This window comes from Pseudomonas sp. 2725 (assembly GCF_050434585.1).
Classification (GTDB): Bacteria; Pseudomonadota; Gammaproteobacteria; order Pseudomonadales; family Pseudomonadaceae; genus Aquipseudomonas; species Aquipseudomonas jessenii.
This window is the reverse complement of sequence record NZ_JBNDIV010000002.1, coordinates 698,271-724,351: the sequence shown is the minus strand read 5'-3', so window position 1 is coordinate 724,351 and position 26,081 is coordinate 698,271. Positions and strand designations below refer to the sequence as shown.

The following is a 26,081-nucleotide window of genomic DNA, read 5'->3' as shown; positions in this document are numbered from 1 at the left end:
GCAGTTAGCCACCACTGCTGCGGCAACCAAATCCAAAGTTTCGGGAGAGTGAACATGGGCAAAATTATCGGTATCGACCTGGGGACTACCAACTCCTGCGTCTCCGTGCTGGAAAACGGCAAGGCAAAAGTTATTGAAAACGCTGAAGGCGCGCGTACCACGCCGTCGATCATCGCTTACGCCAACGATGGCGAAATCCTGGTTGGCCAGTCGGCCAAGCGTCAGGCCGTGACCAATCCGCACAACACCCTGTATGCGGTGAAGCGTCTGATCGGTCGTCGTTTCGACGAAGAAGTCGTGCAGAAAGACATTCAGATGGTCCCTTACAAGATCGTCAAGGCTGACAACAGCGACGCCTGGGTTGAAGTGAACGGCCAGAAAATGGCACCGCCACAAATCTCGGCTGAAATCCTGAAGAAGATGAAGAAGACCGCCGAAGACTATCTCGGCGAGACCGTGACTGAAGCGGTGATCACCGTTCCGGCCTACTTCAACGACAGCCAGCGCCAGGCGACCAAAGACGCCGGCCGCATCGCTGGCCTGGACGTAAAACGTATCATCAACGAACCAACCGCAGCTGCTCTGGCTTACGGCATGGACAAGGCCAAGGGCGATCACACCGTGATCGTTTACGACCTGGGCGGCGGTACTTTCGACGTTTCCGTGATCGAGATCGCTGAAGTCGATGGCGAGCACCAGTTCGAAGTACTGGCCACCAACGGTGACACGTTCCTGGGCGGTGAAGACTTTGACATTCGTCTGATCGACTACCTCGTCGACGAATTCAAGAAAGAAAGCGGCATGAACCTCAAGGGCGACCCGCTGGCCATGCAGCGCCTGAAAGAAGCTGCTGAAAAAGCCAAGATCGAACTGTCCTCGAGCCAGTCGACCGACGTGAACCTGCCGTACATCACTGCAGACGCCACCGGTCCTAAGCACCTGAACGTGAAGATCTCCCGCGCCAAGCTCGAAGCGCTGGTGGAAGACCTGGTTCAGCGCACCATCGAACCTTGCCGCATCGCAATGAAAGATGCCGGTATCGACGTTGGCGCGATCAACGACGTGATCCTGGTGGGCGGTCAGACCCGTATGCCACTGGTTCAGAAGCTGGTAACCGAGTTCTTCGGTAAAGAAGCTCGTAAAGACGTCAACCCGGACGAAGCGGTTGCCATGGGTGCTGCCATCCAGGGTGCGGTACTGGCCGGTGACGTGAAGGACGTTCTGCTGCTCGACGTCAGCCCGCTGACCCTGGGTATCGAAACCATGGGTGGCGTGATGACCGCGCTGATCGAGAAAAACACCACGATTCCTACCAAGAAATCGCAAGTGTTCTCGACTGCCGACGACAACCAGGGCGCCGTGACCATTCACGTGCTGCAAGGCGAGCGTAAGCAAGCCGCACAGAACAAGTCCTTGGGCAAGTTCGACCTGGCCGACATTCCACCAGCTCCACGTGGCGTGCCGCAGATCGAAGTGACCTTCGACATCGACGCCAACGGCATCCTGCACGTAGGTGCGAAGGACAAGGCTACCGGCAAGACTCAGTCGATCGTGATCAAGGCCAACTCCGGTCTGTCCGACGAAGAAATCGAGCGCATGGTGCGTGATGCCGAGGCTAACGCCGAGGAAGATCGCAAGTTCGAAGAGCTGGCCGCTGCCCGTAACCAGGGTGATGCACTGGTTCACTCGACTCGCAAAATGGTCTCCGACGCCGGCGATAAAGTGACCGCTGAAGAGAAGACTGCAATCGAAGCTGCCGTAGTTGCCCTGGAAGCCGCCGTTAAAGGCGACGACAAGGCTGCTATCGACGCCAAGGTTGAAGAGCTGTCGAAAGTCTCCGCTCCAGTGGCGCAGAAGATGTACGCCGAACAGGCTCAGCCTGCTGAAGGCGCGGCACCGCACGACGACAAGGCGGAAAAGGCTGACGACGTTGTCGACGCCGAGTTCGAAGAAGTCAAAGACCACAAGTAAGTTGTTGGTCGGCCGGTTGACTGCCTTTAGGCGGTGACTGGTAGGATGTCGCCGCGCGGGAGCTTGCTCCCGCGTTGGCGTATCTGGAATACGCGAATTTTTACAGCATGCGACAACGTTCACGTGCTGGTGGTATGGCCGGAAATGCTCCTGCTTTTCGTGCCGCAAGTACCGCAAGAATCAAAGACCAGGATCGTTGAATTGACGTGAGTTGGGTCCGGGCCTGTATTGGGGCTCAACGAGTTCGGCAAACTCAGGAGGGTTTTGTCGGACGTCCTCAAGAGTGCAAAGACTTATGGCAAAGCGTGACTATTACGAAGTGTTGGGTGTTGAGCGTGGCTCAAGCGAAGCGGACCTGAAGAAGGCTTACCGTCGCCTGGCGATGAAGCACCACCCGGACCGTAATCCCGATGACAAGGCGTCGGAAGAGATGTTCAAGGAGGCCAACGAGGCCTACGAAGTGCTGTCCGATTCCAGCAAGCGCGCGGCGTACGACCAGTACGGCCATGCCGGTGTCGACCCGAGCATGGGTGGCGGCGGTGCCGGTTTCGGCGGTCAGAACTTCTCCGACATCTTTGGTGATGTCTTCAGTGACTTCTTCGGTGGCGGTCGCGGCGGTTCCCGTGGCGGTGCTCAGCGCGGCAGTGACTTGCGCTACACCCTGGAGCTGGATCTCGAAGAGGCGGTGCGCGGTACGACCGTGAATATCCGCGTTCCGACGCTGGTCAACTGCAAGCCTTGCGACGGCTCCGGCGCCAAGAAAGGTTCTGCGCCGGTGACCTGCCCGACTTGCGGCGGTATCGGCCAGGTGCGCATGCAGCAAGGTTTCTTCTCGGTGCAGCAGACCTGCCCGCGCTGCCATGGCCAAGGCAAGATCATTTCCGATCCGTGCGATTCCTGCCACGGCGAAGGTCGTGTCGAAGAGTACAAGACCCTGTCGGTGAAGGTGCCGGCCGGTGTCGATACCGGTGATCGCATTCGTCTGTCCGGCGAAGGCGAGGCGGGTGCCCAGGGTGGCCCGACTGGCGACCTGTACGTGGTGATCAATGTGCGCGAGCACTCGATTTTCCAGCGCGATGGCAAGCACCTGTTCTGCGAAGTGCCGATCAGCTTCGTCGATGCGGCGCTGGGTGGCGAGCTGGAGATTCCGACCCTTGATGGCCGGGTCAAGCTGAAGATCCCTGAGGGGACCCAGACCGGCAAGCAGTTCCGTGTGCGCGGCAAGGGTGTCGCGCCAGTGCGTGGCGGTGGTGCTGGCGACTTGATGTGCCGCGTGGCGGTCGAGACTCCGGTCAACCTGAGCCGTCGCCAGCGTGAAATGCTCGAGGAATTCCGTAGTTCGCTGGCGGATGACAACAGCCATTCGCCAAAAACCACCGGTTGGTTCGAAGGCGTGAAGCGTTTCTTCGGCGATTTGTAAGGAGACAGGCATGCGACGTATTGCAGTGATGGGCGCCGCCGGGCGCATGGGCAAGACCCTGATTGAAGCCGTGCAGCAAACCCCGGGCGCCGGTCTGACGGCGGCGGTGGATCGTCCCGACAGCACGTTGGTCGGCGCGGATGCCGGTGAGTTGGCTGCGCTGGGTCGTATCGGCGTGCCTCTGTCCGGTGATCTGGATCGGGTGGTCGACGAGTTCGACGTGCTGATCGACTTCACGCACCCGACGGTGACCCTGAAGAACCTGGCGTTCTGCCGTAAACACGGCAAGGCGATGATCATCGGTACCACCGGTTTCAGCGTTGAGGAAAAGCAGCTGCTGGCGGAAGCGGGCAAGGACATTCCGATTGTCTTCGCGGCCAACTTCAGTGTCGGGGTCAACCTGTGCCTGAAGTTGCTCGACACGGCCGCTCGCGTATTGGGTGACGATGTCGATATCGAAATCACCGAGGCTCACCATCGGCATAAAGTCGATGCGCCGTCCGGCACTGCCGTGCGCATGGGGGAGGTGATTGCCGATGCGTTGGGTCGCGATCTGAAAAAGGTGGCGGTGTATGGCCGTGAGGGCCAGACCGGCGCTCGTGATCGCGAGACCATTGGTTTCGCCACTGTACGCGCTGGCGACATCGTCGGTGATCACACCGTGCTGTTCGCCGCCGACGGCGAGCGTGTCGAGATCACCCACAAGGCGTCCAGTCGCATGACGTTCGCCAAGGGCGCGGTACGTGCTGCATTGTGGCTGGACGGGCGCGAGCCTGGCCTTTACGACATGCAAGACGTGCTGGATCTGCGTTAAGATGCACCCGAAATCGGGCTCGCGCACAGCGTTTGAGCCCGGTTTTGTTCCGCCAAGCGACGTCCTGTCGCATTCTCCAGCCTTTAAGGCTCATTGGCGGTAGACCAAAAAGGCCTTTTTCTGTAAGCTACAGCTTTAGTGTGTCCACTAAAAGCGCGCAGAATAATTCAGTGAAGAAGCGGGGTGACGTGTCCATACGTCACTCCGCTTTTTTACAACCTGCGATCGCCCTTTCAGGCTTTATTTACGGGAGGTCTTCTTGACTAAGCCAGCCATACTCGCCCTTGCTGATGGCAGCATTTTTCGCGGCGAAGCCATTGGAGCCGACGGTCAAACCGTTGGTGAGGTGGTGTTCAACACCGCAATGACCGGCTATCAGGAAATCCTTACCGATCCTTCCTACGCCCAACAGATTGTTACCCTGACTTACCCGCACATCGGCAACACCGGCACCACGCCGGAAGACGCCGAGTCCAACCGCGTCTGGTCTGCCGGCCTGGTCATCCGTGACCTGCCACTGGTGGCGAGCAACTGGCGTAACACGATGTCCCTGTCCGACTACCTGAAGGCCAACAATGTTGTGGCCATCGCCGGTATCGACACCCGCCGCCTGACGCGCATCCTGCGTGAAAAAGGCGCGCAGAACGGCTGCATCATGGCTGGTGACAACATTTCAGAAGCTGCCGCCATTGCCGCCGCCCAGGGCTTCCCTGGCCTCAAGGGCATGGACCTGGCGAAAGTCGTCAGCACCAAGGAAAGCTATGAGTGGCGCTCGACTGTCTGGGATCTGAAAACCGACAGCCACGCGACCATCGAAGCTTCCGAGCTGCCGTACCACGTGGTTGCCTACGACTACGGCGTCAAGGTGAACATCCTGCGCATGCTGGTCGAGCGCGGTTGCCGCGTGACCGTCGTGCCTGCGCAAACACCTGCTGCCGATGTGCTGGCGCTGAAGCCGGACGGCGTATTCCTGTCCAACGGCCCTGGTGACCCGGAGCCTTGCGACTACGCGATCCAGGCGATCCAGGACGTGCTGGAAACCGAAATTCCGGTCTTCGGTATCTGCCTCGGTCACCAACTGCTGGCCCTGGCCTCCGGCGCCAAGACCCTGAAAATGGGTCATGGCCACCACGGTGCTAACCACCCCGTCCAGGATCTGGACAGCGGTGTGGTGATGATCACCAGCCAGAACCACGGTTTTGCCGTAGACGAAGCGACCCTGCCGGCCAACGTTCGCGCGATCCACAAATCGCTGTTCGACGGCACCCTGCAAGGTATCGAGCGTACCGACAAGAGCGCCTTCAGCTTCCAGGGTCACCCGGAAGCCAGCCCTGGCCCGAACGACGTAGCGCCATTGTTCGATCGCTTCATCACCGAGATGGCCAAGCGACGCTGATCGCTCGCCCTGATGTAGCAAGGCTTGAGGGTGGTCCCGATACCGGCGGCCCCCTCAAGGCTTCAGATTGAACAAGACGGCTTGCCGACTGACCTGCGGATTTGAGTGACAAACCCATGCCAAAACGTACAGACATTAAAAGCATCCTGATTCTCGGCGCTGGCCCGATCGTGATCGGCCAGGCCTGCGAATTCGACTACTCCGGCGCCCAGGCCTGCAAGGCCCTGCGCGAAGAGGGTTACCGCGTCATCTTGGTGAACTCCAACCCGGCCACCATCATGACCGACCCGGCCATGGCCGACGCCACCTACATCGAGCCGATCAAGTGGCAGACCGTTGCCAAGATCATCGAAAAAGAGCGTCCGGACGCGCTGCTGCCGACCATGGGCGGCCAGACTGCGCTGAACTGCGCTCTGGACCTGGAGCGCGAAGGCGTTCTGGAGAAGTTCGGCGTAGAGATGATCGGTGCCAACGCCGACACCATCGACAAGGCTGAAGACCGTTCGCGTTTCGACAAGGCGATGAAGTCCATCGGCCTGGCGTGCCCGCGTTCCGGTATCGCCCACAGCATGGAAGAGGCCAATGCGGTCCTCGAGAAGCTCGGCTTCCCGTGCATCATCCGTCCGTCCTTCACCATGGGCGGCACCGGTGGCGGTATCGCTTACAACCGTGAAGAGTTCGAAGAAATCTGCGCCCGTGGTCTGGACCTGTCGCCGACCAAGGAACTGCTGATCGACGAATCGCTGATCGGTTGGAAAGAGTACGAGATGGAGGTTGTCCGCGATAAGAAGGACAACTGCATCATCGTCTGCTCCATCGAAAACTTCGACCCGATGGGCGTGCACACCGGTGACTCGATCACCGTGGCACCTGCACAGACCCTGACTGACAAGGAATACCAGATCCTGCGTAACGCCTCCCTGGCGGTACTGCGCGAGATCGGCGTGGAAACCGGCGGCTCCAACGTTCAGTTCGGTATCTGCCCGAACACTGGCCGCATGGTCGTGATCGAGATGAACCCGCGTGTATCCCGTTCGTCGGCCCTGGCTTCGAAAGCCACCGGCTTCCCGATCGCCAAGGTTGCGGCCAAGCTGGCCGTGGGTTACACCCTCGACGAGCTGTCGAACGACATCACCGGCGGCAAGACCCCGGCGTCCTTCGAGCCGTCCATCGACTACGTCGTCACCAAGCTGCCACGCTTTGCCTTCGAGAAGTTCTCCAAGGCTGACGCGCGCCTGACCACTCAGATGAAGTCGGTCGGTGAAGTCATGGCCATCGGCCGGACCTTCCAGGAGTCCCTGCAGAAAGCCCTGCGCGGCCTGGAAGTCGGTGTTTGCGGTCTGGACGAGAAGGTTGATCTGGCCAACCCGGAAAGCATGAGCGTGCTCAAGCGCGAGCTGACCGTGCCGGGCGCCGAGCGTATCTGGTACGTGGCGGACGCCATGCGCGCCGGCATGAGTGTTGAAGACATCTTCGGCATGACCATGATCGATCCTTGGTTCCTGGTGCAGATGGAAGACCTGATCAAGGACGAAGAGAAGGTCAAGACCCTGGGTCTGACCAGCATCGACCGCGATCTGATGTTCCGCCTCAAGCGCAAAGGCTTCTCCGATATGCGCCTGGCCAAACTGCTGGGCGTGACCGAGAAGAGCCTGCGTGCTCATCGTCACAAGCTGGAAATCTTCCCGGTCTACAAGCGCGTCGACACCTGCGCCGCTGAGTTCGCCACCGACACCGCTTACCTGTACTCGACGTACGAAGAAGAGTGTGAAGCGGCGCCATCGGGTCGCGACAAGATCATGATCCTGGGTGGCGGTCCGAACCGTATCGGCCAGGGTATCGAGTTCGACTACTGCTGCGTACACGCGGCACTGGCCCTGCGCGATGACGGGTACGAGACCATCATGGTCAACTGCAACCCGGAAACCGTATCCACCGACTACGACACCTCCGATCGCCTGTACTTCGAACCAGTGACCCTGGAAGACGTGCTGGAAATCGTCCGCGTCGAGAAGCCAAAAGGCGTGATCGTCCAGTACGGCGGCCAGACCCCGCTGAAACTGGCTCGTGCCCTGGAAGCAGCTGGCGTGCCGATCATCGGCACCAGCCCTGATGCAATCGACCGCGCCGAAGACCGTGAGCGCTTCCAGCAGATGGTTCAGCGCCTGAACCTGCGTCAGCCGCCAAACGCCACCGTGCGCAGCGAAGACGAAGCGATTCGTGCCGCCAGCAAGATCGGCTACCCGCTGGTGGTGCGCCCGTCCTATGTACTGGGCGGTCGTGCGATGGAAATCGTCTACGAAGAAGAAGAACTCAAGCGCTACCTGCGTGAAGCGGTTCAAGTGTCCAATGACAGTCCGGTGCTGCTGGACCACTTCCTCAATTGCGCCATCGAAATGGACGTTGATGCGGTCTGCGACGGCAAGGACGTGGTAATCGGCGCGATCATGCAGCACATCGAGCAGGCTGGCGTTCACTCCGGTGACTCCGCATGCTCGCTGCCGCCATACTCGCTGCCGGCGCACATCCAGGACGAGATGCGCGAACAGGTCAAGAAAATGGCCCTGGAGCTGGGTGTAGTCGGCCTGATGAACGTACAGTTGGCGCTGCAAGGCGAGGACATCTACGTCATCGAAGTCAACCCGCGCGCTTCCCGTACCGTACCGTTCGTGTCCAAGTGCATCGGTGTTTCCCTGGCGATGATCGCGGCGCGCGTGATGGCCGGTAAAACCCTGAAAGAACTGGGTTTCACCAAGGAAATCATTCCGAACTTCTACAGCGTGAAAGAGGCGGTGTTCCCGTTCGCCAAATTCCCTGGCGTTGACCCGATCCTCGGCCCAGAGATGAAGTCGACCGGTGAAGTGATGGGCGTGGGCGACACCTTCGGTGAAGCGTTCGCCAAGGCCCAGATGGGTGCCAGCGAAGTGTTGCCGACCGGCGGTACTGCGTTCATCAGCGTACGTGACGACGACAAGCCACTGGTTGCGGGCGTGGCCCGTGATCTGATCAACTTGGGCTTCGAAGTGGTCGCCACTGCCGGTACTGCCAAGCTGATCGAGGCTGCAGGTCTGAAAGTGCGCCGTGTGAACAAGGTGACCGAGGGTCGTCCGCACGTGGTCGACATGATCAAGAATGACGAAGTCACGCTGATCATCAACACCACCGAAGGTCGTCAGTCGATCGCTGATTCGTACTCCATTCGTCGTAATGCCTTGCAGCACAAGATTTACTGCACCACCACCATTGCTGCTGGCGAAGCCATCTGTGAAGCGCTGAAGTTCGGTCCCGAGAAGACCGTGCGCCGCTTGCAGGATCTACACGCAGGATTGAAGGCATGAGCATAACGAAGTACCCAATGACCGTTCAGGGCGCTCGCGCCCTGGAAGAAGAGCACACTCACCTGACCAAGGTCGTTCGTCCGAAGCTTAGCCAGGACATCGGTACGGCCCGCGAGTTGGGTGACTTGAAGGAAAACGCCGAATACCACGCTGCCCGTGAGCAGCAGGGTATGGTCGAGGCGCGGATCCGTGATATCGAAGGCCGCATGCAGAACGCGGTGATCATCGATGTGACGACCATTCCTCACTCCGGCAAGGTGATTTTCGGCACAACCGTCGAAATCGCCAACGTCGAAACCGATGAAAGCGTGACTTACCAGATCGTTGGTGAGGATGAGGCTGACATCAAACTCGGCAAGATCTCTGTCGGCTCGCCGATTGCCCGCGCCTTGATTGCCAAGGAAGAGGGTGATGTGGTTGCAGTCAAAACGCCTGGTGGCGTTATCGAGTACGAGATTGTCGAAGTTCGCCACGTCTGAAGGCCGGCGCCCGTTTCGTGCGGGCGTCATGCTTTGGCAGCTGACTCAGATGTTGTGGGTCGGCGGCTTGTGGCTGTTGCACGTCGGTCTTTTGCCGGTGCTGGGACGAATTGGCCTGGCACCGCTGCTGATCGAAGAAATCGCAGGCATGCTCAATACGTTGGTAGTGGGATTCGCTACGGCGTGTGTGATATTGCAGGCTTTGGTGCTGGTTAAGGCCGAGGGCCTTGTCAGTCTATGGCGCGATATTCGCGGGCAACTGCTGTTGATGGCGCTGTATGCGTGCGCGATGTACTTCGTGGTGCGTTTCGGCTGGCCGGATGCCGTGCGTTGGCAGGCGTTCAGCTATCTTGTTCTGGGCTTTACCGGGCTGGTGCTGGTGTTGCAGCCGATGCCGGGATGGAGTGGCAGGGTGCGCGAAGCACACCCTTGACCCTTGCCATCACTTGAAGCGATGGACGTTCGACAGCTGCTTGTTGACGCTGAAGTTCTTGCGGTAGATCAGTGCCATCTTGCCGATGACCTGGACCAGATCCGCTTTGCCGACCTTGCAGAGCTCTGCAATGGACGCCAGGCGCGATTCGCGATCGAGGATGTTGAGCTTGATCTTGATCAGCTCGTGATCCGCCAATGCGCGTTCGAGTTCGGCTAACACACCTTCAGTCAAACCATTGTCTGCCACAATCAGAACCGGTTTCAGATGGTGGCCAATGGATTTGTACTGTTTCTTCTGCTCTTGAGTGAGCGGCATAATCTGACCCCTGCGTCTGATCTTGTAAAAAGCGGCGGCCAGTTTACCCGAGCGAGTCCGGGACCGCCCAGTTAATCACGACCCGTTTTATTTTCGAGGTGGCCCGTGGCCCGTTCCAAGACAAGCCTTAACTGGCTGAAAGAACATTTCAACGACCCATTCGTCAAAATGGCACAAAAAGACGGGTATCGTTCCCGCGCCAGCTACAAACTGCTGGAGATCCAGGAAAAGGACCGTCTGATCCGCCCGGGCATGAGCGTAATCGACCTTGGAGCGGCCCCTGGTGGCTGGTCCCAGGTGACCAGTCGTCTGATTGGTGGGCAGGGGACATTGATCGCTTCTGACATTCTGGAAATGGACAGCATCCCGGACGTGACCTTCATTCAGGGCGACTTTACCGAGGATGCCGTGCTGGCCCAGATCCTCGATGCCGTCGGAAATAAGGAAGTAGACCTTGTGATTTCCGATATGGCCCCCAATATGAGTGGACTACCAGCCGTGGACATGCCGCGAGCGATGTTCCTGTGCGAGTTGGCACTGGATCTCTCGACTCGGGTGCTCAAGCCCGGTGGTGATTTTTTGATCAAGATCTTCCAGGGCGAAGGTTTCGACGAGTTCCACAAGAGCGTTCGCCAGCAGTTCGAGAAGGTGCAGATGCGCAAGCCGACTTCGTCGCGCGACCGTTCTCGCGAGCAGTACCTGCTGGGCCGTGGTTTCCGCGGACGCAGTGAGAGTTGAGTGAATTTTCGATCAAGGCGATAGGATTTTTGTATTACGCCTTGTCAGAATTAGCGAATATTGTGTAGGAAGTGTTTCACAAAGGGTTACAGACGGCGCCTGCCAAGTTGTAGGTAATGTAGTAAGTTAGGCCGGTGAATATCATGCGAAGCGCGCGCCAGTAGCGGAGCTTGCTTCAGAGGGTAGTTAATTGAACGATATGGCAAAGAATCTGATCCTGTGGTTGATCATCGCGGCTGTCCTGGTGACGGTGATGAACAACTTCTCCAGCCCTAACGAGCCGCAGACCCTCAACTATTCCGACTTCATCCAGCAGGTCAAGGATGGCAAGGTCGAGCGCGTAGCGGTTGATGGCTACGTGATTACCGGCAAGCGCAACGATGGCGACAGCTTCAAGACCATTCGCCCGGCGATCCAGGACAATGGCCTGATCGGCGACCTGGTGGATAACCACGTCGTGGTCGAAGGCAAGCAGCCTGAACAGCAAAGCATCTGGACTCAGCTTCTGGTTGCCAGCTTCCCGATCCTGGTGATCATCGCCGTGTTCATGTTCTTCATGCGGCAGATGCAGGGCGGTGCCGGTGGCAAGGGCGGGCCGATGAGCTTCGGCAAAAGCAAGGCGCGCCTGCTCTCCGAAGATCAGGTGAAGACGACCCTGGCTGACGTTGCCGGTTGCGACGAAGCCAAGGAAGAAGTCGGTGAACTGGTCGAGTTCCTGCGCGATCCGGGCAAATTCCAGCGCCTCGGTGGCCGCATTCCTCGTGGTGTGCTGATGGTGGGGCCTCCGGGTACCGGTAAAACCTTGATCGCCAAGGCCATCGCCGGCGAAGCCAAGGTACCGTTCTTCACCATTTCCGGCTCCGACTTCGTCGAAATGTTCGTCGGCGTGGGTGCCAGCCGTGTTCGCGACATGTTCGAGCAGGCCAAGAAACACGCTCCATGCATCATCTTCATCGACGAAATCGATGCGGTCGGTCGCCATCGTGGTGCTGGCATGGGTGGTGGTCACGACGAGCGCGAGCAGACGCTCAACCAATTGCTGGTTGAGATGGACGGCTTTGAGATGAATGACGGCATCATCGTGATTGCCGCGACCAACCGTCCCGATGTTCTGGACCCTGCACTGCTGCGTCCGGGCCGTTTCGACCGTCAGGTTGTAGTTGGTCTGCCGGACATCCGTGGTCGCGAACAGATTCTCAAGGTTCACATGCGCAAAGTGCCGATGGGCGACGACGTTGCCCCGGCCGTGATCGCTCGTGGTACTCCAGGCTTCTCCGGTGCTGACCTGGCGAACCTGGTCAACGAGGCATCGTTGTTCGCTGCTCGTGCCGGCAAGCGCATCGTCGAGATGAAAGAATTCGAACTGGCGAAAGACAAGATCATGATGGGCGCCGAGCGCAAATCCATGGTCATGTCCGAGAAAGAAAAGCAGAACACGGCTTATCACGAAGCGGGTCACGCCATTGTAGGTCGTGTCGTGCCTGAGCATGATCCGGTGTACAAGGTGTCGATCATCCCGCGCGGTCGTGCGCTGGGTGTGACCATGTTCCTGCCGGAAGAAGATCGTTACAGCCTGTCCAAGCGTGCGTTGATCAGCCAGATCTGCTCGCTGTACGGCGGTCGTATCGCTGAAGAGATGACCCTGGGCTTCGATGGCGTGACCACCGGTGCCTCCAACGACATCATGCGCGCCAGCCAGATTGCGCGGAACATGGTGACCAAGTGGGGTCTTTCGGAAAAGCTCGGTCCATTGATGTACGCCGAAGAAGAGGGTGAAGTGTTCCTCGGTCGCGGCGGTGGCGGTCAGAGTGCAAGTTTCTCTGGTGAGACGGCCAAGCTGATCGATTCCGAAGTACGCAGCATCATTGATCAGTGCTATGGCACGGCGAAGCAGATTCTCACGGACAACCGTGACAAGCTCGATGCGATGGCCGATGCCTTGATGAAGTACGAAACGATCGATGCCGAGCAGATCGACGACATCATGGCGGGTCGTACGCCTCGCGAGCCGCGCGACTGGTCGGGTGGCACGGGTACTTCCGGCACCCCTCCGGTGGTGCAGGATGAGCGTCCGGAAACACCGATCGGCGGTCCTGCTGCTGACGTATAAGGTTTTAAATGACTTCTGTTCAGTCCTCGACCCGGTTGCCTTGCGGCAACCGGGTTCTTGATTTGGCCCAGACGCATGTCATGGGTATTCTCAATGTCACCCCTGATTCTTTCTCCGATGGTGGCCAATACAGCCAGCTTGACGCGGCCATGCGCCACGCCGAAGCCATGGTGGCTGCCGGCGCGACGCTGATCGACGTCGGTGGCGAGTCCACCCGCCCTGGTGCCAGGGTTGTGTCGCCACTCGAAGAGCTGGAGCGCGTAGCCCCCATCGTCGAGCGCATCAATCGCGAACTGGATGTGATCATCTCGGTCGACACCTCAACGCCTGCCGTCATGCGAGAAGCAGCGCGCCTGGGTGCGGGCCTGATCAACGATGTGCGTTCGTTGCGACGCGATGGTGCCCTGGATGCTGCTGCTGCCACCGGGCTGCCGGTTTGTCTGATGCACATGCTGGGCGAGCCGGGCGATATGCAGGACAATCCGCAGTATCAGGATGTCACCCGGGAGGTCGGCGAGTTTCTCGCCGAGCGCATGCATCAGTGTTCATTGGCGGGTATTCCAGCTGAACGGATCATTCTTGATCCCGGCTTTGGCTTCGCCAAAACCTTGCAGCACAATCTGAGTTTGTTCAAACATATGGAAGCCCTGCATGTCTTGGGGCGGCCCCTGTTGGTCGGGGTTTCGCGTAAGAGCATGATTGGTCAGGCATTGAATCGTCCGGTGGGAGACCGGCTGTATGGTGGTTTGGCGCTCGCGGCGCTGGCTTTGGCGAAAGGTGCGCGTATATTGCGCGTCCATGATGTAGCCGAAACAGTGGATGTGGTGCGGATGATCGCCGCAGTGGAATCAGCCGAATAAGAATGAAGGAGCACTTATGAGCAAAAAATATTTTGGCACCGATGGTATTCGTGGGCGTGTCGGTGAGTACCCGATTACTCCTGATTTCATGCTCAAGCTCGGCTGGGCTGCAGGCATGGCTTTCCGCAAGATGGGCGCCTGCAAGGTATTGGTAGGCAAGGACACCCGAATCTCCGGCTACATGTTTGAGTCGGCGCTTGAAGCGGGGCTGACGTCGGCAGGTGCCGATGTGATGCTGCTGGGGCCGATGCCGACTCCGGCAATCGCCTACCTGACGCGCACTTTCCATGCCGAGGCAGGCATCGTCATCAGTGCGTCGCATAATCCGCATGATGACAATGGCATCAAGTTCTTCTCCGGCAAGGGCACCAAGCTTCCGGATGAAGTCGAGCACATGATCGAAGAGCTGCTCGATACCCCAATGACTGTGGTTGAGTCGAGCAAGATCGGCAAGGTGTCGCGAATCAATGACGCGTCGGGTCGGTATATCGAATTCTGCAAGAGCAGTGTGCCGACCGGTACCAGCTTTACCGGCCTCAAGATCGTGATCGACTGCGCTCACGGTGCGACCTACAAAGTGGCGCCGAGCGTGTTCCGCGAGTTGGGCGCTGAAGTCGTCGTATTGTCGGCGCAGCCGAATGGATTGAACATCAACGACAATTGCGGTTCGACCCATATGGGGTCGCTGCAGGCTGCCGTCGTGGCCGAGAAGGCTGATCTGGGCATTGCCTTCGATGGTGACGGTGATCGCGTTCAGATGGTCGATCACACGGGAGCGGTGGTGGACGGCGACGAATTGCTGTTCATCATTGCCCGTGACCTGCATGAGCGCGGCAAGCTGCAGGGCGGCGTGGTCGGAACCCTGATGAGTAACCTGGGGCTGGAGCTGGCCTTGGCGGATCTGGGTATTCCATTGGTGCGCGCCAATGTCGGTGACCGCTATGTCATTGCCGAACTGCTGGAGCGCAACTGGATCGTGGGTGGTGAAAACTCCGGGCACATCGTGTGCTTCAGCCACACCACCACGGGCGATGCAATTATTGCGGCGCTGCAGGTGTTGATGGCGCTGGGCAGGCGTGACGAAGGTCTGGCGCAATCGCGGCAGGCGCTGCGCAAGTGTCCTCAGGTGCTGATCAATGTGCGATTCGGCGGTGGCGCAAGCCCTCTCGAACATCCGTCGGTCAAGGAGGCCAGCGAGCGTGTGACCAAGGCCATGGCGGGTCGCGGGCGTGTGCTGTTGCGCAAGTCCGGAACCGAGCCGCTGGTGCGTGTGATGGTCGAAGGCGAAGACGAAACGCAGGTTCGTGGGTATGCCGAAGAGCTGGCAAAACTGGTTACTGAAGTTTCTGCCTGAATTCGGCTTGCCAGCCATGATTGTGTTGGGTAACATCTGCGCCCACTTTGACCGACGAGGTACAGCATGCGTCGCCCTATGGTAGCTGGTAACTGGAAGATGCACGGTACCCGCGCCAGCGTCGCAGAGCTGATCAACGGCCTTCGTGACTTGGCCTTGCCGAGCAGTGTTGATGTTGCGGTATTCCCGCCTTTCCTGCATATCAATCAAGTGATTGAAGGCCTGGAAGGAAAGTCGATTTCGGTCGGCGCGCAGAATTCTGCGGTGGAATCCGGACAAGGTGCGTTGACCGGTGAAGTTGCACCGAGTCAGTTGGTGGATGCAGGTTGTTCCCTGGTGCTTGTCGGGCATTCCGAGCGCCGCCAGATTCTGGGGGAGCAGGACGCAATGCTGATCCGCAAGTTCGCAGCGGCACAGGCATGTGGCTTGACTCCGGTGTTGTGCATAGGGGAGACCCTGGAGCAACGTGAGGCCGGAAAAACTCTTGAGGTTGTCTCGCGTCAGCTTGGCAGTATCATTGAGGAGCTGGGTGTTGGTGCCTTTGCCAAGGCAGTGATCGCTTACGAGCCGGTCTGGGCCATTGGCACGGGGCTGACTGCAACGCCGCAACAGGCGCAGGATGTGCACGCAGCCATTCGCGCCCAGTTGGCGGCAGAGAATTCTGAAGTCGCACAAGGTGTGCGGCTTCTATACGGCGGCAGCGTGAAGGCGGCCAATGCGGTCGAACTGTTCGGCATGCCGGATATCGATGGGGGTCTCATTGGTGGGGCTTCCCTGAATGCAGATGAGTTCGGTGCGATCTGTCGCGCCGCGGGAAACTGAAAAAATGCTGGAAACAGTCGTAGTCGTTTTTCATCTGCTGGGTGCATTGGGCGTAGTAGCTCTGGTTTTGCTGCAGCAGGGTAAAGGTGCGGATGCTGGCGCGTCTTTCGGAGCAGGTGCTTCAAATACTGTGTTCGGAAGCCAAGGTTCCTCTACCTTTCTTAGTAAGTTTACTGCTATACTTGCCGCAGGTTTTTTCATAACCAGCTTGGGGTTAGGTTACTTTGCTAAAGAGAAGGCTCACCAGCTGACTCAAGTAGGTCTCCCAAATCCAGCGGTACTGGAAGTTCCAAAGCAACAACCGGCTTCTGATGATGTCCCGGTGCTTCAAGAGCAAAAGTCGGCTACTCCAGCGACTGACGTGCCTCCAGCTCAAGAGCAGAAGTAAGAAGGGTTTCAAACGTAGTATTGCCGAGGTGGTGGAATTGGTAGACACGCAACCTTGAGGTGGTTGTGCCCATAGGGTGTAGGGGTTCGAGTCCCCTTCTCGGTACCAATTAGTCAGGAGAGCCCGCTGTTGCGGGCTTTCTTGCAGGTGGAAGGTTACATTGACCCTGTAGGGGATCGGTCGTATACTTCCGCCCCAGCTTTGTCGCGGGGTGGAGCAGTCTGGTAGCTCGTCGGGCTCATAACCCGAAGGTCGTCGGTTCAAATCCGGCCCCCGCAACCAGTTTAAGGAGCCCCTTTTAAGGGGCTTTTTGTTAGCTGGACACTTTCAACGCCGCTGTTCGACGGCGTTTCAAGGATGGGCGTTTCGCCCATTTTTTTATTTTGCATAGCATGCACATACATGCACTAGGGGGTTCAGGTGTCGAGCAAGCTAGAAGAGTTGCAGGCCTTGCTGGCCCCGGTGGTCGTGGCCCTAGGCTATGAATGCTGGGGTATCGAGTTTTCGGCTCAGGGTCGTCACTCGATGTTGCGCGTTTATATCGATAAAGAAGGCGGCGTGCTGGTGGACGATTGCGCCATCGTCAGCCGTCAGATCAGCGGTGTGCTGGATGTTGAAGATCCAATCTCCGTTGAGTACACCCTTGAAGTTTCCTCGCCTGGCATGGAACGCCCTCTGTTCACTCTTGAGCAGTTTGCAAAATTTGCCGGTGAACAAGTGAAGATCAAGCTGCGCTCGCCTTTTGAAGGACGACGCAACTTTCAGGGCCTTCTGCGCGGCGTAGAAGAGCAGGATGTCGTGGTGCAGGTAGATGACCATGAGTTCCTGTTGCCGATCGATATGATCGACAAGGCCAACATTATTCCCAGTTTTGACTGAGGCGTGCCAGATACTGCGGATCCCGCGGATCCAATGGCTTGCGAAAGGCGAGGCGTACGATGAGCAAAGAAGTACTGCTGGTTGTTGAGTCGGTATCCAATGAAAAGGGCGTACCGGCAAACGTGATTTTTGAAGCGCTGGAGCTGGCCTTGGCCACTGCTACCAAAAAGCGTTTTGAAGACGAAGTTGATCTGCGTGTGGAAATCAACCGCCACACGGGTGCATACGAGACATTCCGTCGCTGGACGGTCGTCGAAGAAGCAGACCTGGACGATCCGGCCATCGAAACCTGGCCGAGCAAGGTTGCTGAAACGCATCCTGGCGCCAAGGTCGGTGACGTCGTAGAAGAGAAGATCGAGTCCATCGAGTTCGGCCGCATTGCCGCACAGACTGCCAAGCAAGTCATTGTGCAGAAAGTTCGCGAAGCCGAGCGCGCTCAGGTTGTTGACGCTTACCGCGAGCGCCTGGGTGAAATCATCTCCGGCACCGTGAAAAAAGTTACCCGCGACAACGTGATCGTTGATCTGGGCAACAACGCTGAAGCGTTGCTGGCCCGTGAAGACATCATTTCTCGCGAAACTTTCCGGGTTGGCGTGCGTCTGCGTGCGCTGCTCAAGGAAATCCGCACCGAGAACCGCGGCCCGCAGTTGATCCTGTCGCGTACCGCGCCGGAAATGCTGATCGAGTTGTTCCGCATCGAAGTGCCGGAAATTGCCGAAGGCCTGATCGAAGTGATGGCTGCGTCCCGTGATCCGGGTTCGCGCGCCAAGATCGCCGTTCGCTCCAAGGACAAACGCATCGACCCGCAGGGCGCTTGCATCGGTATGCGCGGTTCGCGCGTCCAGGCAGTGTCGGGTGAGTTGGGCGGTGAGCGTGTTGACATCGTCCTGTGGGACGACAACCCGGCTCAGTTCGTGATCAACGCCATGTCCCCGGCCGAGGTTGCGGCAATTATCGTTGACGAAGATGCCCACGCAATGGACATCGCCGTTGGCGCAGACAATCTGGCTCAGGCCATCGGTCGCGGTGGTCAGAACGTGCGTCTGGCCAGCCAGTTGACTGGCTGGACCCTGAACGTGATGACCGAATCGGACATCCAGGCTAAACAGCAAGCAGAAACCGGCGACATCCTGCGCAACTTCATCGACGAGCTGGAAGTCGACGAAGAACTGGCTCAGGTGCTGGTTGATGAAGGCTTCACCAGCCTGGAAGAGATTGCCTACGTACCGTTGGAAGAAATGCTCAACATCGACGGCTTTGACGAGGAAATCGTCAACGAGCTTCGCGCTCGTGCCAAGGATCGCTTGTTGACCAAAGCCATCGCTACTGAGGAAAAGCTGGCAGACGCCCATCCGGCCGAAGACCTGCTCTCGCTTGAGGGTATGGACAAGGATTTGGCGATGGAACTGGCGGTGCGCGGCGTAATTACCCGCGAAGACCTGGCCGAGCAGTCTATTGACGACCTGCTCGACATCGACGGCATTGACGATGATCGTGCCGGCAAGTTGATCATGGCCGCCCGAGCCCACTGGTTCGAGTAATTAGGCGCGGCCTGAGGAGAGAAGTGCATGACGCAAGTCACGGTGAAACAACTGGCCGATGAGGTCAAAACACCGGTAGAGCGCCTGTTGCAGCAGATGCGTGAGGCAGGTCTGCCGCACACCGCCGCCGAAGAAAGTGTGACTGACAGTGAGAAGCAATCGTTGCTGACTCACTTGAAAAGCAGCCACAAGGCGAAAGTGGAAGAACCACGCAAGATTACGCTGCAGCGTAAAACCACCAGCACCCTGCGTGTTGCTGGCAGCAAGAGCATCAGCGTTGAAGTACGCAAGAAGAAAGTCTTCGTACAGCGCAGCCCGGAAGAAATCGAAGCCGAGCGCAAGCGTGAACTGGATGAACGTCGCGCAGTAGAAAATGCTGCTCGTCAGAAGGCTGAAGAAGAAGCCAAGCGTCGCGCCGAAGAAGAAGCGCGTCGCCAGCCTGCTGCTGCGCCGACCGCTCAAGCCGAACCTGTTGCAGCGCCTGCTGCGGTGGCCGAGCCAGTTCGCGAAAGCGCACCGGTTGTGGCGGCTGCTCCAGCTCCTGCGGCCGATACCCGCAAGCGCGACGAACAGCGCCGTCCGGACAAGCCACGTGCCGACGACAACAATCGTCGCGGTAGCGGCGATGGCGAGCGCAAAAACGCTCCGCATCGTGCTTCGGTCAAGGAAAAGGCTCCGGCTCCACGTGTTGCCCCACGTACTACCGACGAAGAAAGCGATGGCTTCCGTCGTGGTGGTCGCGGCAAGGCCAAGCTGAAGAAGCGCAACGCCCACGGTTTCCAGAGCCCGACCGGCCCTGTCGTGCGCGAAGTGAAGATCGGCGAAACCATCACTGTTGGCGATCTCGCCCAGCAGATGTCGGTGAAGGCTGCTGAAATCATCAAGTTCATGTTCAAACTGGGTACTCCAGCGACCATCAACCAGGTACTGGATCAGGAAACTGCCCAGTTGGTTGCCGAGGAGCTGGGCCACAAAGTGACCCTGGTCAGCGACACCGCCCTGGAAGATTCCCTGGCCGAGTCCCTGAAGTTTGAAGGCGAGGCAGTTTCCCGCGCACCAGTCGTGACCGTAATGGGCCACGTTGACCACGGTAAGACTTCCCTGCTCGACTACATCCGTCGGGCCAAGGTTGCTGCTGGCGAAGCCGGTGGTATCACCCAGCACATCGGCGCATACCACGTTGAAACCGACCGTGGCATGGTGACGTTCCTCGACACCCCTGGTCACGCCGCGTTTACCGCAATGCGTGCTCGTGGTGCCAAGGCGACCGACATCGTGATCCTGGTGGTTGCAGCGGACGACGGCGTGATGCCGCAGACCATTGAAGCTGTCCAGCACGCGGTAGCGGCTGGTGTGCCACTGGTTGTTGCAGTGAACAAGATCGACAAGCCAGGTGCTGACCTCGATCGCATCCGTAGCGAACTGTCGGTTCACGGCGTGACGTCGGAAGAGTGGGGTGGTGACACTCCGTTCGTACCGGTCTCGGCGAAGATGGGTACTGGCGTCGACGAACTGCTCGAAGCCGTATTGCTGCAAGCCGAAGTCCTGGAACTGACTGCAACTCCGTCGGCTCCTGGTCGTGGCGTCGTGGTTGAATCGCGTCTGGACAAGGGCCGTGGCCCGGTGGCTACCGTTCTGGTTCAAGACGGTACCCTGCGCCAAGGCGACATGGTCCTGGTCGGTTCGAACTATGGCCGTGTACGTGCCATGCTCGACGAGAACGGCAAGCCAATCAAGGAAGCCGGTCCGGCCATCCCTGTCGAGATTCTCGGCCTGGACGGTACCCCGGACGCTGGCGACGAAATGAGCGTGGTTGCCGACGAGAAGAAAGCCCGTGAAGTGGCTTTGTTCCGTCAAGGCAAGTTCCGCGAAGTCAAACTGGCTCGCGCTCACGCCGGCAAGCTGGAAAACATCTTCGAAAACATGGGTCAGGAAGAGAAGAAGACGCTCAACATCGTCCTCAAATCCGACGTCCGTGGTTCGCTGGAAGCGTTGAACGGTGCCTTGAACGGCCTGGGTAACGACGAAGTGCAAGTGCGCGTGGTCGGTGGCGGCGTCGGTGGTATCACCGAATCCGATGCCAACCTGGCACTGGCCTCCAACGCTGTACTGTTTGGCTTCAACGTGCGTGCCGATGCCGGCGCGCGCAAGATCGTCGAGCAGGAAGGTCTGGATATGCGTTACTACAACGTGATCTACGACATCATCGAAGACGTCAAGAAAGCCCTGACCGGTATGCTCGGCAGCGATGTTCGCGAGAACATCCTGGGTATCGCCGAAGTGCGTGACGTGTTCCGTTCGCCGAAGTTTGGCGCGATCGCCGGTTGCATGGTTATCGAAGGTGTTGTTCACCGTAACCGTCCAATCCGTGTACTGCGTGAAGACATCGTTATCTTCGAAGGCGAGCTGGAATCCCTGCGCCGCTTCAAGGATGACGCTTCCGAAGTACGTGCCGGCATGGAATGCGGTATCGGCGTGAAGAGCTACAACGACGTTAAAGTCGGTGACAAGATCGAAGTCTTCGAGAAGGTGCAGGTTGCTCGCAGCCTCTAACTCGCGCACTTCAGGAGCCGTGACGGGGCGTCGCATGCAAATGCGCAATTCGTCACCAGGACTCTAAACGCAACGCCCGGTCTGGCTTTTGTCAGGCCGGGCGTTTGCCGCTTTCAGACCTCACGGGTTTCACCGTGGGGCAGTAACAGGTAACAAGACATGGCAAAAGAATATAGCCGTACCCAACGCATCGGCGATCAGATGCAGCGTGAGCTGGCACAACTGATCCGTCGTGAAGTCAAAGACCCGCGCGTCGGCCTGGTCACCATTACCGCAGTGGAAGTCAGCCGTGACGTCGGTCACGCCAAGATCTTCATCACCGTGATGGGGCAGGACAGCGCCGAAGAAATTGCACAAAGCATCAAGGTGCTCAACTCCGCTGCCGGTTTCCTGCGCATGCAGTTGGCTCGTGAGATGAAGCTGCGCAGCGTTCCACAGCTGCACTTCCACTACGACGAAAGCGTCGTGCGTGGTGCGCATCTGTCGGCATTGATCGAGCGCGCAGTGGCTGAAGACAATCAGCATCCGGTTGCGGCAGAAGCCGAAGACACCAAGGAGTAATCGGTGGCTCAGGTCAAACGTATCCGTCGTAACGTCAGCGGCATTATCCTTCTCGACAAACCGCTGGGGTTCACCTCCAACGCGGCCTTGCAGAAGGTTCGCTGGTTGCTGAACGCCGAAAAGGCAGGTCATACCGGCAGTCTCGATCCCTTGGCCACCGGCGTGTTGCCGCTGTGCTTCGGCGAGGCGACCAAGTTCTCGCAATACCTGCTCGATTCCGACAAGGGTTATGAAACCCTGGCGCAACTGGGCAAGACCACCACCACGGCGGATGCCGAAGGTGAAGTTTTGCAGGAGCGCCCGGTGACCGTTGGTCGCGCCGATATCGAGGCTGTACTGCCGAAATTTCGTGGGCAAATCAGTCAGATACCGCCGATGTACTCGGCACTCAAGCGAGATGGCCAGCCGCTGTACAAGCTGGCTCGTGCAGGCGAAGTAGTGGAGCGCGAACCGCGTTCTGTTACTATTACGCGCTTGGAATTGCTGGCCTTCGAAGGTGATACTGCGCGGCTGGCGGTGGATTGCAGCAAAGGCACCTATATCCGTACCCTGGTGGAGGATATCGGTGAGCAACTCGGTTGTGGCGCTTACGTTGCAGAACTGCGACGTACCCAGGCCGGGCCATTCACCCTGGCGCAGACGGTTACCCTCGAAGAGCTGGAAGCGGTACATGCCGAAGGCGGCAACGAAGCGGTCGATCGCTTCCTGATGCCATCGGACAGCGGCCTGCTGGATTGGCCACTGTTGCAGTTCTCGGAAGCGAGTGCGTTCTACTGGCTCAACGGCCAGCCGGTACGTGCCCCGGATGCTCCGAAGTTCGGCATGGTACGGGTACAGGATCACAATGGTCGCTTCATCGGTATCGGTGAAGTGAGCGAAGACGGGCGCATCGCGCCGCGTCGACTGATTCGGTCAGAATGACCGGACGAGGGTGGCTGTCAACAGGCACGGTCACTACTCATTTTTAGATACAGGGATTTGTCCCTGGCCTGTTGAAACTGTTTTTCTGAAACAGTTTCCTGATAAAAGGATTGCCTCATGGCTCTCGACGTTCAAGAAAAAGCTCAAATCGTAGCTGACTACCAGCAAGCTGTTGGTGACACCGGTTCGCCAGAAGTGCAAGTTGCACTGCTGACCGCCAACATCAACAAACTGCAAGGTCACTTCAAGGCCAACGGTAAAGACCACCACTCCCGTCGTGGTCTGATCCGCATGGTTAACCAGCGTCGTAAGCTGCTGGACTACCTGAAAGGCAAGGATCTGGGTCGTTATCAGACTCTGATCGGTCGCCTGGGTCTGCGTCGCTAATAAGCGATTGCGCTAGAGGTTGGTTGTCTGTCGTGCACCAGCGGGTTTCCCGCCGGCGCATGGCAGGCTCCCAGCCTCAAGTTTTATCTGGATTCCTGCTTTGCCTGAGTAACACCTGGACAAACCGGTCGGGCCGATTCCCGGCATTGCCCAAGAATTTCGCAAGAAACCAGTTCCCCCAAGAGCCACAAAGAAGGTAGGACACCGTGAACCCGGTAATCAAAAAATTCCAGTTCGGTCAGTCGACCGTTACCCTCGAGACTGGCCGTATCGCCCGTCAGGCCTCCGCTGCAGTATTGGTCACCGTTGACGACGACGTCAGCGTATTGGTGACCGTAGTCGGTGCAAAACAAGCCGATCCAGGCAAGGGCTTCTTCCCTCTGTCTGTTCACTACCAGGAAAAGACTTACGCTGCCGGTAAGATCCCTGGCGGTTTCTTCAAGCGCGAAGGCCGTCCTTCCGAGAAAGAAACCCTGACTTCCCGACTGATCGACCGTCCGATCCGTCCGCTGTTCCCGGAAGGCTTCATGAACGAAGTGCAGGTTGTCTGCACCGTCGTTTCCACCAGCAAGAAGACCGATCCGGACATCGCTGCGATGATCGGTACCTCGGCTGCGCTGGCGATCTCCGGCATTCCTTTCGATGGCCCGATCGGCGCTGCCCGCGTTGCGTTCCACGAAAGCACCGGTTACCTGCTGAACCCGACTTACGAGCAACAGGCTGCCTCGAGCCTGGACATGGTCGTTGCCGGTACTTCGGACGCTGTGCTGATGGTTGAATCGGAAGCCAAAGAGCTGACCGAAGACCAGATGCTGGGCGCGGTACTGTTTGCTCACGACGAGTTCCAGGTTGTGATCAACGCCGTCAAAGAACTGGCCGCTGAAGCTGCCAAGCCAACCTGGACCTGGGCTCCTGCGCCAGAAGCCACCGAACTGCTGGGCGCTATCCGTGCCGAGTTCGGCGAAGCGATCTCCCAGGCCTACACCATCACCGTCAAGGCCGACCGTTACGCTCGCCTGGGCGAGTTGAAGGACCAGGTCGTTGCCAAGCTGTCCGGTGAAGAAGGCCAGCCTTCTTCCAGCGAAGTCAAAGCAGCTTTCGGCGAAATCGAATACCGCACCGTTCGCGAAAACATCGTTAACGGCAAGCCACGTATCGACGGTCGCGACACCAAGACCGTACGTCCGTTGAACATCGAAGTCGGCGTTCTGCCAAAAACCCACGGTTCGGCTCTGTTCACCCGTGGCGAAACCCAGGCTCTGGTCGTTGCAACTCTGGGTACTGCCCGTGATGCACAGCTGCTGGACACCCTGGAAGGCGAGAAGAAAGACCCGTTCATGCTGCACTACAACTTCCCTCCGTTCTCGGTAGGCGAGTGTGGTCGCATGGGTGGCGCTGGTCGTCGCGAAATCGGTCACGGCCGTCTGGCCCGTCGTTCGGTTTCGGCCATGCTGCCTGCCGCCGACGTGTTCCCGTACACCATCCGTGTTGTGTCGGAAATCACTGAATCCAACGGTTCGAGCTCGATGGCTTCCGTTTGCGGCGCTTCCCTGGCCCTGATGGACGCTGGTGTGCCGATGAAGGCGCCGGTTGCCGGTATCGCCATGGGTCTGGTTAAGGAAGGCGAGAAATTCGCCGTCCTGACCGACATCCTGGGTGACGAAGACCACCTGGGCGACATGGACTTCAAGGTAGCCGGTACCGCCAAAGGCGTCACCGCGCTGCAGATGGACATCAAGATCAAGGGCATCACCGAAGAGATCATGGAAATCGCTCTGGGCCAAGCCCTGGAAGCGCGCCTGAACATCCTCGGCCAGATGAACCAGATCATTGGTCAGTCGCGTACCGAACTGTCGGCCAACGCTCCGACCATGATCGCGATGAAGATCGACACCGACAAAATCCGTGATGTCATCGGTAAAGGCGGCGCGACCATTCGTGCGATCTGTGAAGAAACCAAGGCTTCGATCGACATCGAAGACGACGGTTCGATCAAGATCTTCGGCGAAACCAAGGAAGCGGCTGAAGCAGCACGTCAGCGCGTTCTGGGTATCACCGCTGAAGCCGAGATCGGCAAGATCTACGTCGGTAAGGTTGAGCGCATCGTCGACTTCGGCGCATTCGTCAACATCCTGCCGGGCAAGGACGGTCTGGTTCACATCTCCATGCTGAGCGATGCTCGCGTTGAGAAAGTGACCGACATCCTGAAAGAAGGCCAGGAAGTGGAAGTGCTGGTACTGGACGTGGACAACCGCGGCCGTATCAAACTGTCCATCAAGGACGTGGCGGCAGCCAAGGCTTCGGGCGTTTAATCACGCCTCACGCCTGACTGTTTCAACGTTGTAAAAAATGCCCCGCCGTGAAAACGGTGGGGCATTTTTTTGTCTGTAGATCACAGAGTTGATTGACGACGTTGCCGTTGCTGAAACTCGGTGCTAGGTTTAGCCCACCGCCCGTGTAGCTCAGCCGGTAGAGCAGCGCACTCGTAACGCGAAGGTCGCAGGTTCGATTCCTGTCTCGGGCACCATATCTCCCTCGCTTGTTTCACCTTTCCGCTCAGGTTCTCGAGTTCGCGGTCCTGATCGCTGTTTGAATTTATCTTTCCGCCGTCATCAAAACATCGTGTGCACAACTTTTTGTGGGGAGATGTAAAGAGACGTGTAAATCCTCAGCCAAACGTCCTATATTCGGAGTCTGCCTGAGCAACGCCCAGCAGTTTTCAGATGATCCAGAATGGTTCTGAAGGCCAGATAAACCGGGCTTGATCCGGTTTTTTGTGTCAGAGAGATCCTTGAAGA

21 protein-coding genes and 3 tRNA genes are annotated in these 26,081 nt (G+C 58.3%); 23 read left to right on the top strand and 1 reads right to left on the bottom strand.

What is annotated here, in order from left to right; genetic code table 11:
- Positions 1-54 precede the first annotated feature (54 nt).
- From dnaK to ABIE16_RS07530, 7 genes are all read left to right on the top strand, one after another.
- Positions 55-1,971 (top strand): molecular chaperone DnaK, encoded by a 1,917-nt coding sequence (gene dnaK, locus ABIE16_RS07560; protein ID WP_057716483.1) that lies wholly within the window; start codon positions 55-57, stop codon positions 1,969-1,971.
- A 295-nt stretch (positions 1,972-2,266) separates the two neighbouring features.
- Positions 2,267-3,391, top strand: a complete 1,125-nt coding sequence (gene dnaJ / locus ABIE16_RS07555) for a molecular chaperone DnaJ (RefSeq protein ID WP_057716482.1) — start codon at positions 2,267-2,269, stop codon at positions 3,389-3,391.
- A 10-nt stretch (positions 3,392-3,401) separates the two neighbouring features.
- The gene (dapB, locus tag ABIE16_RS07550; RefSeq protein WP_057716481.1) at positions 3,402-4,205 is read left to right on the top strand and encodes a 4-hydroxy-tetrahydrodipicolinate reductase; all 804 of its coding nucleotides are present in this window, start codon (positions 3,402-3,404) and stop codon (positions 4,203-4,205) included.
- Positions 4,206-4,464: 259 nt separating this feature from the next.
- Positions 4,465-5,601 (top strand): glutamine-hydrolyzing carbamoyl-phosphate synthase small subunit, encoded by a 1,137-nt coding sequence (carA, locus tag ABIE16_RS07545; RefSeq protein WP_429520795.1) that lies wholly within the window; start codon positions 4,465-4,467, stop codon positions 5,599-5,601.
- Between the two features lie 116 nt (positions 5,602-5,717).
- Positions 5,718-8,939, top strand: coding sequence for a carbamoyl-phosphate synthase large subunit (gene carB, locus ABIE16_RS07540; RefSeq protein ID WP_150812839.1), 3,222 nt, complete (start codon positions 5,718-5,720; stop codon positions 8,937-8,939).
- Between the two features lie 2 nt (positions 8,940-8,941).
- Positions 8,942-9,418 carry a transcription elongation factor GreA gene (gene greA / locus ABIE16_RS07535; RefSeq protein WP_057716674.1) on the top strand — a complete coding sequence of 159 codons (477 nt, stop codon included), beginning with the start codon at positions 8,942-8,944 and terminating at the stop codon, positions 9,416-9,418.
- 28 nt (positions 9,419-9,446) lie between these two features.
- On the top strand, positions 9,447-9,851 hold the full coding sequence (locus ABIE16_RS07530) for an MFS transporter (RefSeq protein WP_429520836.1): 405 nt from the start codon (positions 9,447-9,449) through the stop codon (positions 9,849-9,851).
- Positions 9,852-9,860: 9 nt separating this feature from the next.
- Here the strand turns inward: ABIE16_RS07530 and ABIE16_RS07525 are convergent, their stop codons facing one another.
- Positions 9,861-10,169, bottom strand: coding sequence for a YhbY family RNA-binding protein (locus tag ABIE16_RS07525; protein ID WP_007942889.1), 309 nt, complete (start codon positions 10,167-10,169; stop codon positions 9,861-9,863).
- Positions 10,170-10,274: 105 nt separating this feature from the next.
- On the opposite strand from ABIE16_RS07525, the gene rlmE reads away from it, so the two are divergent.
- From rlmE to ABIE16_RS07445, 16 genes are all read left to right on the top strand, one after another.
- Positions 10,275-10,907 (top strand): 23S rRNA (uridine(2552)-2'-O)-methyltransferase RlmE, encoded by a 633-nt coding sequence (rlmE, locus tag ABIE16_RS07520; protein WP_057716479.1) that lies wholly within the window; start codon positions 10,275-10,277, stop codon positions 10,905-10,907.
- Between the two features lie 199 nt (positions 10,908-11,106).
- Complete coding sequence (gene ftsH / locus ABIE16_RS07515; protein WP_057716478.1) at positions 11,107-13,017, top strand: ATP-dependent zinc metalloprotease FtsH; 1,911 nt, start codon at positions 11,107-11,109, stop codon at positions 13,015-13,017.
- 8 nt (positions 13,018-13,025) lie between these two features.
- Positions 13,026-13,877, top strand: coding sequence for a dihydropteroate synthase (folP, locus tag ABIE16_RS07510; protein ID WP_218494886.1), 852 nt, complete (start codon positions 13,026-13,028; stop codon positions 13,875-13,877).
- 16 nt (positions 13,878-13,893) lie between these two features.
- The gene (gene glmM / locus ABIE16_RS07505; RefSeq protein WP_090453035.1) at positions 13,894-15,231 is read left to right on the top strand and encodes a phosphoglucosamine mutase; all 1,338 of its coding nucleotides are present in this window, start codon (positions 13,894-13,896) and stop codon (positions 15,229-15,231) included.
- Between the two features lie 66 nt (positions 15,232-15,297).
- On the top strand, positions 15,298-16,053 hold the full coding sequence (tpiA, locus tag ABIE16_RS07500; RefSeq protein WP_218494887.1) for a triose-phosphate isomerase: 756 nt from the start codon (positions 15,298-15,300) through the stop codon (positions 16,051-16,053).
- 4 nt (positions 16,054-16,057) lie between these two features.
- Positions 16,058-16,441 carry a preprotein translocase subunit SecG gene (secG, locus tag ABIE16_RS07495; RefSeq protein WP_017336473.1) on the top strand — a complete coding sequence of 128 codons (384 nt, stop codon included), beginning with the start codon at positions 16,058-16,060 and terminating at the stop codon, positions 16,439-16,441.
- A 22-nt stretch (positions 16,442-16,463) separates the two neighbouring features.
- Positions 16,464-16,549: transfer RNA gene (locus ABIE16_RS07490), tRNA-Leu, on the top strand.
- Positions 16,550-16,646: 97 nt separating this feature from the next.
- Positions 16,647-16,723: transfer RNA gene (locus ABIE16_RS07485), tRNA-Met, on the top strand.
- 138 nt (positions 16,724-16,861) lie between these two features.
- Entirely contained in the window at positions 16,862-17,320 is a 459-nt protein-coding gene (gene rimP / locus ABIE16_RS07480) for a ribosome maturation factor RimP (protein WP_007915250.1), read from the top strand.
- A gap of 59 nt (positions 17,321-17,379) precedes the next feature.
- Positions 17,380-18,861 (top strand): transcription termination factor NusA, encoded by a 1,482-nt coding sequence (gene nusA / locus ABIE16_RS07475; RefSeq protein ID WP_007988680.1) that lies wholly within the window; start codon positions 17,380-17,382, stop codon positions 18,859-18,861.
- A gap of 27 nt (positions 18,862-18,888) precedes the next feature.
- The gene (gene infB / locus ABIE16_RS07470; RefSeq protein ID WP_057716474.1) at positions 18,889-21,414 is read left to right on the top strand and encodes a translation initiation factor IF-2; all 2,526 of its coding nucleotides are present in this window, start codon (positions 18,889-18,891) and stop codon (positions 21,412-21,414) included.
- 159 nt (positions 21,415-21,573) lie between these two features.
- Positions 21,574-21,975: a 30S ribosome-binding factor RbfA gene (gene rbfA, locus ABIE16_RS07465; RefSeq protein WP_007973108.1), complete on the top strand. Its 402-nt coding sequence runs from the start codon at positions 21,574-21,576 to the stop codon at positions 21,973-21,975.
- 3 nt (positions 21,976-21,978) lie between these two features.
- A complete protein-coding gene (gene truB / locus ABIE16_RS07460; protein WP_277534489.1) occupies positions 21,979-22,896 on the top strand; it encodes a tRNA pseudouridine(55) synthase TruB in 918 nt (305 codons plus the stop codon).
- A 117-nt stretch (positions 22,897-23,013) separates the two neighbouring features.
- On the top strand, positions 23,014-23,283 hold the full coding sequence (gene rpsO, locus ABIE16_RS07455) for a 30S ribosomal protein S15 (protein WP_015093441.1): 270 nt from the start codon (positions 23,014-23,016) through the stop codon (positions 23,281-23,283).
- A gap of 206 nt (positions 23,284-23,489) precedes the next feature.
- Positions 23,490-25,595, top strand: a complete 2,106-nt coding sequence (pnp, locus tag ABIE16_RS07450; protein WP_429520794.1) for a polyribonucleotide nucleotidyltransferase — start codon at positions 23,490-23,492, stop codon at positions 25,593-25,595.
- A 139-nt stretch (positions 25,596-25,734) separates the two neighbouring features.
- Positions 25,735-25,810: transfer RNA gene (locus ABIE16_RS07445), tRNA-Thr, on the top strand.
- The last annotated feature ends 271 nt before the right edge of the window (positions 25,811-26,081 follow it).

Bases quoted from the DNA above. Each gene is read 5' to 3' on its own strand.
- tpiA (WP_218494887.1), top strand. From the start codon at position 15,298: ATGCGTCGCCCTATGGTAGCTGGTAACTGGAAGATGCACGGTACCCGC.
- ABIE16_RS07525 (WP_007942889.1), bottom strand. From the start codon at position 10,169: ATGCCGCTCACTCAAGAGCAGAAGAAACAGTACAAATCCATTGGCCAC.
- infB (WP_057716474.1), top strand. From the start codon at position 18,889: ATGACGCAAGTCACGGTGAAACAACTGGCCGATGAGGTCAAAACACCG.
- ftsH (WP_057716478.1), top strand. From the start codon at position 11,107: ATGGCAAAGAATCTGATCCTGTGGTTGATCATCGCGGCTGTCCTGGTG.
- ABIE16_RS07530 (WP_429520836.1), top strand. From the start codon at position 9,447: ATGCTTTGGCAGCTGACTCAGATGTTGTGGGTCGGCGGCTTGTGGCTG.
- dapB (WP_057716481.1), top strand. From the start codon at position 3,402: ATGCGACGTATTGCAGTGATGGGCGCCGCCGGGCGCATGGGCAAGACC.
- dnaJ (WP_057716482.1), top strand. From the start codon at position 2,267: ATGGCAAAGCGTGACTATTACGAAGTGTTGGGTGTTGAGCGTGGCTCA.
- secG (WP_017336473.1), top strand. From the start codon at position 16,058: ATGCTGGAAACAGTCGTAGTCGTTTTTCATCTGCTGGGTGCATTGGGC.
- glmM (WP_090453035.1), top strand. From the start codon at position 13,894: ATGAGCAAAAAATATTTTGGCACCGATGGTATTCGTGGGCGTGTCGGT.
- nusA (WP_007988680.1), top strand. From the start codon at position 17,380: ATGAGCAAAGAAGTACTGCTGGTTGTTGAGTCGGTATCCAATGAAAAG.
- rpsO (WP_015093441.1), top strand. From the start codon at position 23,014: ATGGCTCTCGACGTTCAAGAAAAAGCTCAAATCGTAGCTGACTACCAG.
- folP (WP_218494886.1), top strand. From the start codon at position 13,026: ATGACTTCTGTTCAGTCCTCGACCCGGTTGCCTTGCGGCAACCGGGTT.
- dnaK (WP_057716483.1), top strand. From the start codon at position 55: ATGGGCAAAATTATCGGTATCGACCTGGGGACTACCAACTCCTGCGTC.
- carB (WP_150812839.1), top strand. From the start codon at position 5,718: ATGCCAAAACGTACAGACATTAAAAGCATCCTGATTCTCGGCGCTGGC.
- rbfA (WP_007973108.1), top strand. From the start codon at position 21,574: ATGGCAAAAGAATATAGCCGTACCCAACGCATCGGCGATCAGATGCAG.